7 protein-coding genes are annotated in these 15,242 nt (G+C 37.6%); all 7 read left to right on the forward strand.

What is annotated here, in order from left to right:
* The first annotated feature begins 12 nt into the window (after positions 1-12).
* The 7 genes from galB to VB264_RS08575 all read left to right on the forward strand — a co-directional run bounded on the left by galB (position 13) and on the right by VB264_RS08575 (position 15,219).
* Positions 13-2,424 carry a beta-galactosidase GalB gene (galB, locus tag VB264_RS08545; protein WP_323248480.1) on the forward strand — a complete coding sequence of 804 codons (2,412 nt, stop codon included), beginning with the start codon at positions 13-15 and terminating at the stop codon, positions 2,422-2,424.
* Complete coding sequence (locus tag VB264_RS08550; RefSeq protein ID WP_323248482.1) at positions 2,421-5,945, forward strand: glycosyl hydrolase; 3,525 nt, start codon at positions 2,421-2,423, stop codon at positions 5,943-5,945. The genes galB and VB264_RS08550 overlap by 4 nt, the downstream gene beginning before the upstream one ends.
* Positions 5,946-6,158: 213 nt before the next feature.
* Entirely contained in the window at positions 6,159-7,232 is a 1,074-nt protein-coding gene (locus tag VB264_RS08555) for a mandelate racemase/muconate lactonizing enzyme family protein (RefSeq protein WP_323248484.1), read from the forward strand.
* A gap of 46 nt (positions 7,233-7,278) precedes the next feature.
* Positions 7,279-10,566 (forward strand): glycoside hydrolase family 2 TIM barrel-domain containing protein, encoded by a 3,288-nt coding sequence (locus VB264_RS08560; RefSeq protein ID WP_323248486.1) that lies wholly within the window; start codon positions 7,279-7,281, stop codon positions 10,564-10,566.
* 28 nt (positions 10,567-10,594) lie between these two features.
* Positions 10,595-12,628, forward strand: coding sequence for an aceric acid hydrolase (locus VB264_RS08565; protein WP_323248488.1), 2,034 nt, complete (start codon positions 10,595-10,597; stop codon positions 12,626-12,628).
* 7 nt (positions 12,629-12,635) lie between these two features.
* On the forward strand, positions 12,636-13,880 hold the full coding sequence (locus tag VB264_RS08570; RefSeq protein ID WP_323248490.1) for a ribulose-bisphosphate carboxylase large subunit family protein: 1,245 nt from the start codon (positions 12,636-12,638) through the stop codon (positions 13,878-13,880).
* Position 13,881: 1 nt separating this feature from the next.
* A complete protein-coding gene (locus tag VB264_RS08575) occupies positions 13,882-15,219 on the forward strand; it encodes a four-carbon acid sugar kinase family protein (protein ID WP_323248491.1) in 1,338 nt (445 codons plus the stop codon).
* The last annotated feature ends 23 nt before the right edge of the window (positions 15,220-15,242 follow it).

Consider the following 15,242-nt stretch of genomic DNA (forward strand, 5'->3'; position numbering starts at 1 on the left):
ACGTCAATTTTAATGAAGAAATTCTTTTATATACTATTGCTAATTGTAGTCACAGTTGAAGGTTTCGCTCAACAAAAAAGTAGAGAAACAATCGACTTTAATAAGTCTTGGAAATTTTCATTTGAAAATAACGAAAAGGCTATCACTAATCAGTTTAACGATACTCATTGGCGAACATTGAATCTGCCCCATGATTGGAGTATAGAAGGACAATTTAGTGCAGAACACTTGTCTACTACTCAAGGCGGTGCTTTGCCTACAGGTTTAGCATGGTATCGTAAAAGTTTTTTAATGCCATCAACCGCACAGCATAAAATAATTTGGATAACATTTGATGGCGTTTATCGCAACAGTGAAGTCTGGATTAATGGTCATTATTTAGGCAAACGACCGAATGGCTATGCTAGTTTTCGATATGAGCTGACTAAGTATTTGAAATTTGGGAAAGAGAAAAATGTAATTGCCGTAAAAGTTGATAATTCTGAACAACCCAATTCTCGTTGGTATACAGGCTCAGGGATTTACAGAAATGTAAGAATGATTATGACTGCCCCGATTGCTATTGACCAATGGGGCGTTTTTGCAACCACTCCTAAAGTAAATGCAGAAGAAGCGGAAGTAAGTATAGAAGTAAACCTACTCAATAAAACTAACAAAACTCAATCAGTTACCATTACTTCAAGTATTATTGATGCGGATGGAAAAACGATAGCGAGCAAAACATCTAAAAACATTTCGATAAAAGATAGTACAGGTAAACATTTTCAACAATTGAAGATTATTAAACCTAAACTTTGGTCAATCACCAATCCTTACTTATATAAGATAGTCACGAAGGTTTATCAGAATAATCAAGAAATAGATGTGTATGAGATACCATTAGGAGTGCGTTTTTTCAATTTTGATTCAGCAAAAGGGTTTTCACTCAATGGAAAACCCACCAAGATTCAAGGCGTTTGTATGCACCATGATTTAGGAGCATTGGGTGCTGCTGTAAATGTGAGAGCGATGGAACGCCAACTCGAATTATTAAAAGTAATGGGTTGTAATGGCATTCGTACTGCTCATAATCCTCCTGTGCCAGAATTTTTAGATTTATGCGATAAGATGGGCTTTATCGTCATGGATGAAGCTTTTGATATGTGGAAAAAAAGGAAGTCAAAGAAAGATTATTCAGCTGACTGGAACGCTTGGCATCAAAAAGATTTAGAGGATTTTATTAAAAGAGACCGCAATCACCCTGCTATTTTTATGTGGAGTATAGGCAATGAAATCAGAGAACAGTTTGATAGTACGGGTATTACCATTACGAGAGAATTAGCAGTTATTGTGAAAAAATTAGATAGTACTCGTATAGTTACTTCTGCATTGACAGAAAATGAACCCGTTAAAAATTTCATCTTTCAATCGGGGGCTTTAGATTTATTAGGATTCAATTATAAACACGAGGGCTATCCAGATTTCCCCAAAAACTTTCCTAATCAAAAATTTATTGCTTCAGAAACAGCTTCTGCCTTAGAATCGAGAGGACGCTATGAAATGCCTCAGGAAAAAATTGAACTTTCATCAAGAGATGTAAAAACACAGCCTAGAAATGCTGATTGGACACTTTCGGCCTATGACAATGTGGCGGCGTATTGGGGAACCACCCACGAAGAAGCTTGGGAAGCTGTAAAAAATGCTCCTTTTATCGCAGGCACTTATGTATGGACGGGCTTTGATTATTTAGGAGAACCACATCCCTATCCTTGGCCAGCGCGTAGTGCCTACTTTGGAATCATTGATTTAGCGGGTTTTCCTAAGGATGTGTATTACATGTACCAAAGTGAATGGACAGATAAACCTGTTTTGCATTTATTACCACATTGGAATTGGGAAAAAGGCAAGACCGTTGATGTATGGGCATATTATTCACAAGCGGATGAAGTAGAGCTATTTCTGAATGATAAATCTTTAGGGATTAAACGAAAAGGAACTGATGAATTCCATGTAAAATGGTCGGTCAATTATGAAGCAGGCACACTTAAAGCAGTTTCAAGAAAAGCTGGGAAAATAATTCTGACACAAGAAATTAAAACAGCAGGAAAAGCTTTTAAAATAAAAGCAACAGCAGACCATCAATTGATAAAAGCAGATGGCAAGGATTTATCCTTTGTAAAAATAAGTATCGTTGATGAAAACGGAAATCTTGTTCCAGAGGCCAATCATTTAGTGAATTTTAGCATCGAAGGAGAAGGTGTAATTGTGGGAGTAGATAATGGCTATCAAGCTAGTTTAGAACCTTTTAAAGCCAATTATAGAAGAGCATTCAACGGACTTTGTTTAGCTATTGTACAGGCTTCTGAAACAACAGGAAAGATAGTTTTAAAAGCTAGTGCAGAAGGTTTACAGTCGGATACGATTATTATAGAAACTAAGAAATGAGCGAGTCTAAACATACATTTTTGAGTAAAAAGAATATACTTATCAATAAAATCAGTAGGCTTTTATTGATAAGCATGCTTTTTTATTGCAGTGCAAATAATGGTTGGGGACAATCTAAAGGAGGATTAGCTACTATTATTCCTCAAAATCAACAAAGCATTAAGGCTGCTAAGCCGTGGGTATTTTGGTATTGGATGCAGGCAAGTGTTTCTAAAGAAGGTATTACCGCAGACTTGGAAGCCATGAAAGAAGCTGGAATAGGAGGAGCCTATTTAATGCCTATAAAAGGTGCGACTAATCCTCCAATTTTTACCCCAGTAGCCGAACAGTTAACACCACTTTGGTGGGACATGGTGAAACATTCTATGAATGAAGCCGCTCGATTGAATCTAGAAATGGGAATGCATGTTAGTGATGGTTTTGCTTTGGCAGGTGGGCCGTGGATTACACCTGAACTTTCTATGCAAAAAGTAGTTTCGTCAAAAGTGTATATAAAAGGGAATCAACGTATAGAGATACAGTTGGCACAACCTAGTAGCAACGAGCATTATTACAAAGACATAGCAGTATATGCGTTTCCTTCTTTAACGGGAGCAGGGCAATCAACTAAAAACATTGTACCCATTGTAAGTTCAAACAAACCCGATATCAATCCACAGTTTTTAGTAAAAGAGGGCAACAAAGAGAGCTTTAAAAGCGATGAGCCATGCTGGATTCAGTATGCTTTTGAAAATCCTTTTACTTGTAGGACAATCGTTGTAAAAACAGGAGGGAACAATTATCAAGCTCAACGTTTATTGATTGAAGTGAGTGATGATGGAAAGAGTTTTAGGTCTATCGGAAGACTAGAATCTCCCAGACATGGCTGGCAAGATACAGATGCTAATATTACTCATTCAATCGTGCCAACAACGGCTAAACACTTCCGTTTTGTATATGATAAAACAGGTAGTGAACCAGGCTCAGAAGATTTAGATGCAGCAAAGTGGAAACCAAGTTTTAAAACTGTCGGGATTGAATTATCGTCTGAACCCATTATTCATCAGTTTGAAGGTAAATCAGCAGAAGTATGGCGAATAAGTAAGCAAAGTTCTTCAGAGCAACTGCCTGATAACCTGTGTGTTCCATTCAATAAAATCATCAATATCACTGATAAACTTACGCCAGATGGGAAGTTAGTTTGGGAGGCCCCTGCTGGTTCTTGGACGATTCTGCGTGTCGGTCATACTTCAACAGGACATACTAATGCTACTGGCGGAGCAGGTAAAGGGTTAGAATGTGATAAATTTAATCCTATTGCTATCAAGTTGCAGTTTGATAATTGGTTTGGAGAAGCCCAACGTCAGCTTGGACCAGAACTGAGTAAAAAAGCTTTGAAAGTTTTTCATGTAGATAGTTGGGAATGTGGAAGTCAGAATTGGTCATCGGTTTTCAGAGAAGAATTTCAAAAAAGAAGAGGGTATGATATATTGCCGTATTTGCCCATCGTTACAGGACTACCAGTAGAAAATAATCAATTTTCAGAACAGTTTTTGTACGATTATCGTCAGACAGTTTCGGAATTGGTGGTTGATAAATTTTATAAGACACTAGCCGAATTAACCAAAGCAAATGGGTTGAAATTCACTGCTGAAAGTGTTGCTCCAACCATGACGAGTGACGGATTAGCACACTATAAATTAGTAGATGTGCCAATGGGGGAATTTTGGTTGAATAGCCCCACGCACGACAAACCAAACGATATGCTCGATGCCATTTCGGCAGGACATATTTATGGTAAGCCCGTCATTCAAGCAGAAGCATTCACTACTTTAAGAATGACATGGAACGAACATCCTGCGATGTTAAAAACCCTACAAGATCGAAATTATGCTTTAGGAATTAATAAATTAGTGTATCATGTTTTCATGCACAATCCTTGGATGGATAGAAAACCTGGTATGACTTTGGATGGTGTTGGTTTGTATTTTCAGAGAGACCAAACTTGGTGGAAAACAGGTAAAGCTTGGGTTGAATATGCACAACGTTGTCAGGAATTATTACAAATAGGGGCTCCAGTTGCCGATTTAGCCGTTTTTGTAGGAGATGATATTCCAAGACGTTCGGTTTTGCCAGACCGACTAGTACCAACATTAAGCGGATTATTTGGCAAAGAGGTCGTTGATGCCGAAGCCAAAAGGTTAACCAATGAAGGACAACCTTTAAGACAAATTCCTACAAGCGTTACACATTCGGCTAACATGGCTGACCCTGAAAACTGGGTAAATGCTTTAAAGGGATATGCCTATGATTCTTTTAGTCAGGATGCGCTTTTAAATACTGCTAAAGTGAACAATGGGAAAGTTATATTTGGGGATGGTACTAGCTATAGTGTATTAGTGTTGCCTAAAAAACACCAAATGACACCCAATGCCAATGGAATGTCTGCGCAAACGGCTCAAAAATTATTAGCATTAGTAAAGGAAGGAGCTACATTGATTATTGGTGACAAACCAATAGTTGAATTCGGAACAAAAAGTAACGATGCTGTAGCAACATTTGCAAAACAATGTTGGGAAGGAAATTTTGAATTAATGATAGATGGAGACAACAAAATTTTCTATAAAACAATCGGGAAAGGGAAAGTTGTAAAAAGTCCTTATGAGGCTAATACTTTAGCCAAAATCGGTATTGAGCAGGATGTGATTGTAAAAGATGAACATGGAAACTATGCCAAAGGCATTGCTTATACGCATAGAAAAGCAATGGATTTGGAATTGTACTTTCTTGCTAATCAAGAAAATAAGGAAAGAGTATTAGATTTTTCTTTAAGAGCAAAAGGGAAAAATATTCAATTGTACGATGCTGTGAATGATAAAACTTTTTCGCCTAATGCTTGGAAAACTGAAAACGGTAGAACAAATTTGAAGTTAAAATTGGATGCAAATGCCTCAGTTTTTGTAATTTTTAAAGACAACTTTGTCAATATTTCAAAAGCTGATAAAGCTATAACAAAACCTAACAAAGTTAAAAATTGGCAAGAATTCAAGCCTATTCAGACTTTAGACAAGTCTTGGAATGTAAATTTTAGCAGTACAAAAGCAAATCAAACAGTCTCAAAAACATTTGAATCTTTAAGTGATTGGTCGCTAAATGCTGATTCTTTAATTCGTTACTACGCAGGTACAGCCGACTACCATCAAAACTTTCAAATGAATAGTTTGCCAAATAAGAACCAACAAATTTGGCTAGATTTAGTAAAGGTCGCTAACCTCGCCGAAATAAAAGTAAATGGTGTCTCTTGTGGGATTGTCTGGACAGCTCCTTATCGAGTAGATATCAGCAAAGCATTGAAAGTTGGCAACAATGAATTAACAATAGAAGTAACTAATACGTGGGCGAATAGGTTAATGGGTGATATGCTTTTGTCTGAAGATAAAAGAACTACTAAAACTACTGCGCCGATGAAATATTTAGAAGGCAAGCCCTTGTACGAATCAGGTTTATTAGGCCCAGTGAAGCTCTTAGAGAGTCAACCATAAAAACGATTAATGCCATTTTACTATTAGAGTGCGACTTAAGTCGCACTCTAATAGTAAAATGGCATTAATATATCTCAAACATTTGTGCATCTACTTAATGCTGAAAAACGGCATTGACTTTCATGCAAACATCCTACAATATCTTGTGAAAATATTATATATAATACAGGTATATTACTATTAATTTTGATTTTTTATACAATCGCTTTTAATATGTATTCAATCCAAAAAAATTCAGTTTTTACTGCAAAAGCTACATTAGCAAAACCTATCTCTGATGCTACGCACACGTTGACTGAAATCTCCTTTTTAGTATTAAGAATCGAAACCACAAATGGAATTATTGGTGAATCATATTTATTGAGTTTTCAATACAGTCCTAGAGCCATTGCAGGAGCCTTAAAAGACGTCGGTGAAATGTTGGTTGGAGAACAGGTCTTTGATACCGTAAAAGTTTTCGAAAAGCTAAACCATGCCAACGAATACTTTGGAATGGAAGGTATAAATCGTTGGGCACAAGCAGCTTTTAATATTGCCATGTGGGATGCTTGGTGTAAAATATTAAACCAACCTATCTGGAAAGTATTGGGTTCGTCAAGGAGGGAAGTGCCTATTTATGGTAGTGGTGGTTGGATTTCATATACGACAGCTGAATTAATTGACGAGGTTAGCAATTATAAAAGCCGTGGTTTCAAGGCAGTAAAGATAAAAGTAGGAAAGCCTGAATGGAAAGAGGATTTGGAACGATTAAAACTGGTTCGTGAAGCTGTTGGAAACGACATCAACATTATGATGGATGCTAACCAAGGTATGACAGTCCCAAACGCATTAGCATTGGCTAGAGCAGCCCGAGCATTAAATATCCAGTGGTTTGAAGAGCCAATCGACCATGCAGATTTTGAAGGATATAAATTATTAAGAACCCAAGCTGGTATTTCTTTGGCAATGGGTGAACGAGAGTATTCTACCTTACCACTTCGAGAGTTATTACAAAGAAATGCCATTGATATTTGGCAACCCGATATTTTACGATTGGGTGGGGTAGAGGCTTGGCGAAATAGTGCAGCATTGGCGGGTAGCTATAATATTCCTGTTTTACCACATTATTACAAAGACTATGATATTCCACTGCTTTGTACCATTTCAAACGGAGTAGGGGCAGAATCATTCGACTGGATTGATCCATTGATTGATTATCCTTTGGAAATAAAGAATGGGATGGCAAAACCACATGATCGTGCTGGTTGGGGTTTTTCATTTAAAGATGAATACCTTACTGAAATCTAGTTTGCTTTTATCTTAGAAGCTGTTTATTAGTATATATCAAATGAAGATGTTAAAATATTTATTTTTCTTAGGCTGTTTCATACATGTTGCAAGCTTCGCACAATTGGTTGATAAAACACCAGCTGCTGTGCCAAATGCTCCAACGGTTTACCAAATTGAGCCTTATGAAGACCCAACCGTCAGTGGGATTAATAGGGATGCATCCAGAGCAACAGCCTATTCTTTTGATAATATTCAGAGTGCTATTTCGGGCAATCGAGAAAAGAGCAATCGCTATTTGACTTTAAATGGTAACTGGGATTTTAGCTTTACCTTAAAACCTGCAGATGCTCCGAAAGATTTTTATAAAAGTAGGGTAATGGGTTGGAAAACAATCCCTGTGCCTTCTAATTGGGAAATGCAGGGGTATGACAAACCTATTTATAAAAGTGCGGTGTATCCTTTTAGACCTGTAAATCCGCCTTTCGTTCCTAAAGATTATAATGGTGTAGGCTGTTATCAGCGTACTTTTTCAATTCCTGCTAATTGGAAAGAAAGTAATGTCACCCTACATTTCGGAGGTGTAAGTTCGGCTTACAAAGTATGGTTAAATGGCAAATTTGTTGGGTATGCTGAGGATAGTTTTCTTTCTTCTGAATTCAATATTACGCCTTATTTACAAGAAGGGGAAAATGTTTTATCTGTGTGGGTAATCCGTTGGAGCGATGGGTCTTTTTTGGAAGACCAAGACCAATGGCGTTTAAGTGGTATCCATCGTGAAGTATATCTTCATGCTGAGCCTAAAATCAGAATTGCAGATTTTTTTTATCAAACTAAATTAGATAAGGATTATAAAGATGCTTTACTTAGCATTCGCCCAAGAATAGAAAACCTTACAGGAAAAGAGGTAGTGGGCTATCAATTGAAAGCGCAATTATATGATAAGAATAATTTACCTATTTTTGAGAAGCCTCTCGAAAAAAGTGTTGAATCTATCATCAACGAAATTTATCCAAGGTTAGATAATGCCAAATTTGGCGTGTTAGAAAGCAAAGTTAAAAACCCTGAAAAATGGAGTGACGAAATCCCTAATCTATATACGTTAGTGCTTTCTTTAGAAGATAGTCTGGGACGGGTGCTAGAAGCTAAAAGCTGTAAACTAGGCTTTCGTTCAATTGAATTTTCAAAAGAAAATAGCAAATTGTTAATAAATGGAAAAGTAACGTATTTGTATGGCGTTAATCGTCCAGACCATCATGCTACAAAAGGTAAGGCATTATCCAGAGAAGATATTCTACAGGATATTCTTACCATCAAACGCTTCAATTTTAACTGTATCCGTGCAAGTCATTATCCAAGCGACCCACATTTGTATGATTTATGTGACGAATATGGTATTATGGTTATCGATGAAGCCAATCTGGAAACACATGGGCTAGGCTCAAAACTAAGCAATGATGCTGCTTGGACAGGGGCTTATTTGGAACGAAGTAGTAGGATGGCTTTAAGAGATAAAAATCACCCTTCTATTATATTTTGGAGCTTGGGGAATGAAGCTGGTCGCGGACCAAATCATGCTGCGATGGCTGCTTGGATACACGATTTTGACATTACTCGTCCTGTGCATTATGAACCAGCGATGGGAAGTCCCAATATGGAAGGGTATATGGATAATAAAGATCCGAAATATTTAAAGCCTAATGACCATTCGCATCGTCTCCAGAATCCGTTAGATCAATATTATGTAGATATTGTTAGTAGAATGTACCCAGCCATGTACACGCCTGAATTATTGGCGAATCAGCCAAATGGTGATACCAGACCTATTTTCTTTTGCGAGTATGCCCATGCGATGGGAAATAGTGCAGGAAATTTAAAGGAGTTCTGGGACTTATTCCGTAAAACGAAAAGAGTAATAGGAGGGTGTATTTGGGAATTTAAAGACCAAGGATTATTGAAAAAAGATTCTGCTTCTGGCAAAGAGTTTTATGCGTATGGTGGCGACTTTGGGGAAAAATACTTCGATAATTTTACCATTAAAGGAGTTGTTGCTTCTGACGGAAGACCTAAAGCTGCGATGTATGAATGTAAAAGAGTATTCCAAGGCGTGGAATCTGGGTTAGAAAATGCGGAGAAAGGAATTGTTAAAATAACAAATCGCCATGCTACTAAATCTTTGGGTGATTATACGGTTTTGTTGTCAGTAATAGAAGATGGCAAAGTGCTTTTTACCAAAGAATTGCCTAAAATGAACGTTTCAGCAGGAAGTGATACGCTCGTTAATATCCTACCGTATTTACCTAAATTCAAAGCAAACACAGAATACTTTGCAACATTACACTTTACCTTAGCCAAAAAAGAAGCATGGGCAGACAAAGGTTTTGAAGTAGCTTCTAACCAATTTGCCTTAACTACATTAATTGCACATCATTCAGAGAAGAAAACCATTGCTACTGTTGATTTACAAGAAACAGATAATGCATTTTTATTAAGTGGGAAAAGTTTTCAAATAAAAATCGACAGGAAAAATGGCGCTTTAGTATCCTATTTATTCAAAGGTAAAGAACAGATTTTTAATCCATTATTGCCAAAATTTAGTCGTCCACTGACTGATAACGACCGTCGTGGATGGAAGGCTCAGCGCAAGTTAAAACAATGGTATAATGTAGCGTTAAAAACAAAGAGTTGTACCGTGAAGATGAGCTCTAAGAACGCCGTAATAATTACTAGCTATTATACTTTAGTAAATGACAGTGCATCAGTGCAAGTAAATTATACAATTAATGGCGATGGCGTCGTAAAAGTAAACTATGATTTTAAAGCGTCTCCTGCACTCCCTAACATTCCTAAGATTGGGATGCAGTGTGGTATTGAAAGCACTTTTGACAACATAACGTGGTATGGCAGAGGAGCATTAGAAAACTATGTTGACCGTCGTTATGGATTTGATGTAGGAATTTATCAACAAAATATTCAAGATTTTATGGAGCCTTATGCCGTTCCGCAAGAGAATGGCAATAGAACAGATGTTCGCTGGATGTATCTGTCTAACAAAAAACAAGAAGGATTATTGGTAGTAGCCGATAGTTTGTTAAGCATGAGTGCCAGACCTTATACCGACCAAAATATCGAAACAGCTAAACATACTTTTAACTTAAAAGATGCAGGTTTTATCAACCTGAACATTGATTTGGTACAGATGGGCGTGGGAGGAAATGATAGTTGGAGTGATGTGGCAGCACCTTTAGAGCAGTATCAAATAAAAGCGAAACCTTATCAATATACGTTTTTCATGATGCCATTTAATGCTGTAAAAGAATCGGTAGGATTAAAAGCAAAAGAACTGAGGTTTTAGTTGAGAAATTTTCAATGATTAAAGAAATATGAAGAGAAAAATCAAGAAAGTGGGAACATTACTTATAGTGATGATTTCTTTCTATCATTTGCAAGCACAAAATAAAGGCTTGGTGAATACTTCTAAAAGTCCGAATGCTAAATTACAAAGCATTGATTTTGGCGATGTAACGTGGACTTCTGGTTTTTGGGCAGACCGTTTTGCCGTTTGTCGTTCGGCTATGGTGCCAACTTTATGGAAAAACTATACCGATGCTAACCTAAGTCATTCTTTCAAAAACTTTGAAATAGCCGCAGGGTTAGAGAATGGTGTTTTTAAAGGACCATCGTTTCATGACGGTGATTTTTATAAAACCCTTGAAGCAGTAGCGAGTATGTATGCCACGACGAAAGACAAGAAATTGGATGAGTTAATGGATCATGCCATTGAGGTGATTGGTAAAGCCCAAATGCCCGATGGATATATTTACACGAAGGCAATTATTCAACAAAAGAAAACAGGCGAGCAAAAAATGTTTGATGACAAACTGAGCTTTGAAGCCTACAATTTCGGACATTTAATGACTACCGCTTGTGTACATTATAGGGTAACAGGCAAAACGACGCTCCTAAATATAGCCAAAAAAGCGACAGACTTCCTGATAGGATTTTATAATAATGCAAGTCCTGAGCAAGCAAGAAATGCTATTTGCCCCTCACATTACATGGGTATTATTGAAATGTACAGAACTACGGGTGAGCAAAAATATTTAACACTTGCTAAAAAGCTTATTAATATCCGTGGGCTTTCAGAAGGCACTGACGACAATTCAGATAGAGTACCGTTCAGACAAATGAAAAAAGTAGTTGGTCATGCCGTAAGAGCTAACTATTTGTTTGCAGGAGCGGCTGATATTTTTGCAGAAACAGGAGATAGTACCTTACTATCAACGTTAGATTTGATGTGGGACGATGTCATTAACCATAAAATGTACATTACGGGAGGCTGTGGCGCTTTGTACGATGGTGTTTCACCAGAGGGAACATCATATAAACCTGATACGGTTCAGAAAGTACATCAATCTTATGGTAAATCGTATCAATTACCCAACCATTCAGCACATAATGAAACCTGTGCCAACATTGGGAATCTATTATGGAACTGGCGAATGCTTCAAATCACGAGCGATGCCAAGTATGCAGATGTAATGGAATTGGCATTGTATAATAGTATTTTGTCGGGCATTAGTTTAGATGGCGATAAGTTTTTTTATACCAATCCTCTGAGTGCCTCTGATGCTTATCCTTACCAACTGCGTTGGATGGGTGGTCGACAAAAGTATATCAGCAAATCAAACTGCTGTCCACCAAATACAGTAAGAACCATCGCCCAAATAAATAATTATGCCTACAGTATATCTGAGAAAGGATTATGGCTGAATTTGTATGGTGCTAATGCGCTTTCTACTTCTTTAAAAGGTGGTTCAAAAATTAGCCTTACTCAAGAGACCAATTATCCTTGGGATGGAAATATTAGCATATCATTGAAAGAAGTGCCACAAAATGCTTTTTCAGTTTTTGTAAGAATACCAGAATGGAGTAAAGGTGCGACGATTAAGATTAATGGTAAGCCTTTTACAGGCAAAATTGAAGCAGGAAGGTATGTTGAAGTAAATAGAAAATGGGCGGTTGCTGATAAGATAGAGATTGTTTTACCTATGACGGTAAAATTAATTGAAGCTAATCCTTTGGCAGAAGAAATCAGAAACCAAGTAGCAGTAAAAAGAGGACCAATTGTATATTGTTTAGAGTCAGTTGATAATAGTCAATTAAAATTAAATACGCTAGCCATTTCTCCTAAAAGCAAATGGAAGACAACCTCAATGACGATAGAAAATAGTCCAATCACCGCATTAGAAGGCGAAGCTAAAGTTATTGATGGTGTAGATACGTGGACTAATAAACTATACAGAGAGGTTTCAGAACAAGCTCCTGTTTCAACCAAGGTACGTTTAATCCCCTATTATGCTTGGAGTAACCGTGGGCATTCTGAAATGGAAGTATGGATTCCAATAAGTAGATAAAATTTTTATGGAAAGAATAACAGCAACATATTTTATAGAAACACCCTTTGCACCAGAAGCCGCTGCAACAGTGTTAGCAGGGGAACAATCGTCTGGCACCTTTACAGCAGTACCGGGTGAAACCGAGGAATTAAAACAACGATTTGCAGCAAGGGTAGAATCTGTTGAATTTTTAGAAACAGTTTCTACGCCTGCTATTCCTGGGGCTGAAAGTACCAATAATCAATATCATCGTGCTATCGTCAAGGTTTCTTGGTCGATAGAGAATTTTGGATATAATTTACCTGTATTGATTTCCACACTACAAGGTAATTTATACGAGATTCGTCAATTTACTGGGTTGAAATTAATGGATATTGATATTCCAGCGAGTTATGCTAATCATTTTTCAGGACCCAAATTTGGTATAGAAGGCTGTAGAAAATTGACTGGGGTTCAAAATCGTCCATTAATTGGAACCATCATTAAACCTAGTGTTGGCTTAACGCCTCAGCAAACGGCAACTTTAGTAGAAACCCTCGCTAATGCAGGCATTGATTTTATCAAAGATGATGAATTGCTTTCTTCAACGGCCAATTCTCCTTTTAATGAACGAGTTGACGAGGTAATGAAAGTAATCAACAAGCACGCTGATAAAACGGGCAAGAAAATTATGTACGCTTTCAATATCAGTGGAGAAATAGATGAAATGTTAGAACGCTATGAAAAAGTAGTCAATGCAGGGGGAACTTGTGCGATGATTAGCATCAACAGCGTGGGCTTAGCAGGAACTAAAAAGATATGTGACCAAGGTACTTTGGCAATTCATGGACATAGAAATGGTTGGGGAATGCTTACCAGACATCCATTATTAGGAATAGACTTTACTGCCTATCAAAAGCTTTGGTGTTTGGCTGGCGTTGACCAACTGCATGTAAATGGGATACAGAATAAATTTTGGGAGAGCGATGACTCTGTGGTTCAATCGATAAAAGCTTGCTTAAAGCCTTTGTTAGGAGGATATTCTGTTTTACCAGTAGTTTCGTCGGGACAATGGGGTGGACAAGCTCCAGAAACTTATCGTCGCACACAAACTACCGATTTGCTATACATGGCGGGCGGGGGTATTTTAGCTCACCCTATGGGGCCAGCTGCTGGCGTAACAGCACTCCAACAAGCTTGGCAAGCCGCAGTTGATGGTTTGGGGATTGAAGATGCCGCTAAAATATATCCTGAATTTGCTAAATCTGTAGAAAAATTTGGTACAAAATAAGATGGTCAATCATAATTTACTTTTAGCATATTATGGCGATGACTTTACGGGCTCGACTGATGCACTAGAATTTTTGAGTAAGGCAGGAGCAAAAACGGCACTATTTATTGATGCGCCAACGGCTACTCAATTGGCTGCTTATACTGATTTGAATGCTATCGGCGTGGCGGGTTTGTCTCGCTCTATGTCGCCTAGACAAATGGAAGCAACACTTTTGCCAACATTTTCTGCCTTAAAGCAATTAGGAGTAAAGCACGTACATTATAAAGTTTGCTCAACGTTCGATTCTTCCCCAACAACTGGAAGCATTGGAAAAGCCATTGACGTAGGTATCGCTGTTTTTCAAAATACGTGTGTTCCGTTATTGGTAGCGGCACCCTCGTTAGGAAGATATTGTGCTTTTGGTAATTTGTTTGCTAGAATGGGCATTGGTAGTACAGGGCAAATTTATAGGCTCGACCGCCACCCTGCTATGATTAAACACCCTGTAACGCCTGCTGACGAAAGCGATTTAAGATTACATCTAGCTAAGCAGACAGACAAAAAAATAGGATTATTGGATATCCTTCAAGTAGCTAAACCTTTTCAGGAACTATCAACAAGGTTAGCAAAACTAATGGATGAACAATCAAAAGTTGTATTGATTGATGCCATGTACGAAGACCAGTTTTTGAATATCGGTCGGCTAATAGATGAATTAGCCGATAAAGAACAGCCGTTATTTTCAGTAGGTTCTTCTGGCGTAGAAATGGCTTTGGGTAAGTATTGGAATGAAACTCAAATGTTGCAAGCTGTTACTTCATGGCAAGCATTAGAAAAAGCTGACCCATTATTAGTAATTGCAGGAAGTTGTTCGCCTGTTACATCCAGACAAATTTCTTGGGCTTTAGAACAAGGCTTTAAAGAGATTATCATTGATGCTCAAATCATTTGTGATAGCGAAATCGATGCTTTACCAATTGAAGAATATATTCAAAAAGCAGTCGACATAGCTCAACAAGGGCAACACTTGATTGTGCATACTAATGGAAGTAAGGAAAACGTTAAGGCAACTTTGTCTTCAGAAAAATTAGGGAATGCCTTAGGCTTAATTGCCAAAAAAGTAGTAGAATCTACCAATGTTAGCAGAGTAGTAATTGCTGGGGGCGATACTTCTAGCTATGCGGCAAGAGCCATGGAAATAGAAGCTGTAGAAATGCTTGTTCCCTTAGTAGCTGGTGCACCATTGTGCAAAGCTCGTTCTGCAAATCCCTCTATTAATAACATAGAGGTCAACTTTAAGGGAGGACAAGTAGGTGATGAACGATACTTCGGTATTTTATTAGAAGGTAAATTATAATGAATTGCTAATTTAGAAAACAA

Origin of the sequence: Arcicella aquatica, from assembly GCF_034928825.1 — a bacterium.
GTDB classification, from domain to species: Bacteria; Bacteroidota; Bacteroidia; order Cytophagales; family Spirosomataceae; genus Arcicella; species Arcicella aquatica.

Bases quoted from the DNA above. Each gene is read 5' to 3' on its own strand.
- VB264_RS08565 (WP_323248488.1), top strand. From the start codon at position 10,595: ATGAAGAGAAAAATCAAGAAAGTGGGAACATTACTTATAGTGATGATT.
- VB264_RS08560 (WP_323248486.1), top strand. From the start codon at position 7,279: ATGTTAAAATATTTATTTTTCTTAGGCTGTTTCATACATGTTGCAAGC.
- VB264_RS08575 (WP_323248491.1), top strand. From the start codon at position 13,882: ATGGTCAATCATAATTTACTTTTAGCATATTATGGCGATGACTTTACG.
- VB264_RS08555 (WP_323248484.1), top strand. From the start codon at position 6,159: ATGTATTCAATCCAAAAAAATTCAGTTTTTACTGCAAAAGCTACATTA.
- galB (WP_323248480.1), top strand. From the start codon at position 13: ATGAAGAAATTCTTTTATATACTATTGCTAATTGTAGTCACAGTTGAA.
- VB264_RS08570 (WP_323248490.1), top strand. From the start codon at position 12,636: ATGGAAAGAATAACAGCAACATATTTTATAGAAACACCCTTTGCACCA.
- VB264_RS08550 (WP_323248482.1), top strand. From the start codon at position 2,421: ATGAGCGAGTCTAAACATACATTTTTGAGTAAAAAGAATATACTTATC.